Origin of the sequence: Pseudaminobacter soli (ex Li et al. 2025) (genome assembly GCF_003012705.1) — a bacterium.
GTDB lineage: Bacteria > Pseudomonadota > Alphaproteobacteria > Rhizobiales > Rhizobiaceae > Pseudaminobacter > Pseudaminobacter soli.
In genome coordinates, this window is the sequence record NZ_PXYL01000056.1 from 1 (window position 1) to 1,363 (window position 1,363).

Genomic DNA, 1,363 nt, shown 5'->3' on the forward strand with positions numbered 1-1,363 from the left:
AATGTATGGTCCGCCCCGTCCGTGCAAGGGTTCGCGACATCGCGAATGACGATTTCAGTTGCATAAATGTATCCGGCCTCTCGCGAGCGGACTGCTGTTGCAGTCAGGCCATGATGAGATCCGCGCACGCCGTTCCCAATAAATGGTTCGGGCACGAAGCCCGCTTTTTTGCACAGGACTTACGGCATGCTGATCCACTGTTTCGTCATCACTGTTCCCGAGCCTTGCAATCGAGCCGGAAGCGTCAGGCGAAAGCAGGATCTCTGCGTTCGTAGAGCGCTCCTGACTTGTTCAAAACGACCCAGACAATGCGCGCCATCTTGGCCGCGAGTGCGACAACCGCCTTGTTCGGATGCATCCGAGCCTCAAGGCCGTCGAGCCAGCTCCCCAAGCGATCACGCGTTCGGTCCAGATGCCGGAAGCAGGATCGCGCTCCGTGCACCAGGAGCTTTCTCACATAGCGGTTGCCGCGTTTGCTGATGCCCAGCAACGTCTGTTTCCCGCCTGTCGAGTATTGCCTGGGCACCAAACCCAGCCATGCCGCCAGATCACGCGCTTTGCGGAACTGCAGCCCGTTGCCGACAGCGGCGAGCACAGCGGTCGCACCCAATGCGCCGATACCAGGGATTGTCATCAGCCGGCGTGCGACCTCCTCGCGATCGGCGATCGCTTCGATCTCCATCGTCACCTGGCGGATACGCTCTTCAAGGCGGGAGAGGTCGGCGAATAAATCGCCCAGCAGCCGGCGCATTGCCGGTGATAGATCGTTCTCCTCGTCATTCAGAGCGTGCGGCAGATCTAGTTTGAACAACCCAGCGCCTTGGCGCAAAGGGACGCCGTATTCGAGGCAGAAGGCCCGCATCTGATTGATCAGGCGCGTCCTCGAGCCGATCATCTGGTCACGGATCCGGTGCAGCGCTTGAAGATCGACCTGATCAGTTTCCTTCACGGCGACGAAGCGCATTGTCGGCCGCGTCGTTGCCTCCGCGATCGCTTCTGCGTCGATGATGTCGTTCTTGTTTGACTTCACGTAGGGCTTCACAAATTGCGCGGGGATCAAGCGCACCTTGTGACCGAGCGCCTGTATCTTCCGGGCGAGCCACTGTGAACCTGCGCAAGCCTCCATGCCGACGATGCTGGGATCTGCGCGTGCAAAGAACTGCAGAAGGGTGTCCCGTCGAAAGCGAACTTTCTGAACAGGGGTGCCATCGCAGCTCAGGCCAACGACGTGGAAGATGTTCTTGCCGATATCGATTCCGTAGACAGCCGCAGGCCGCGGCAAATTACGATGCGCCATACTGCTTCCCTCCATTATCTGACCTCCTCATAGTGAGCGAGGAGGACGGGGCGGACCATCCCATTA

General features: G+C 59.3%; 1 protein-coding gene. It reads right to left on the reverse strand.

Going from position 1 to position 1,363, the window contains the following annotated elements; translation table 11 throughout:
- Positions 1–244: 244 nt before the first annotated feature.
- The gene (locus C7I85_RS30170) at positions 245–1,297 is read right to left on the reverse strand and encodes an IS110 family transposase (protein WP_106727667.1); all 1,053 of its coding nucleotides are present in this window, start codon (positions 1,295–1,297) and stop codon (positions 245–247) included.
- Positions 1,298–1,363: the final 66 nt, after the last annotated feature.

Bases quoted from the DNA above. Each gene is read 5' to 3' on its own strand.
- C7I85_RS30170 (WP_106727667.1), bottom strand. From the start codon at position 1,297: ATGGCGCATCGTAATTTGCCGCGGCCTGCGGCTGTCTACGGAATCGAT.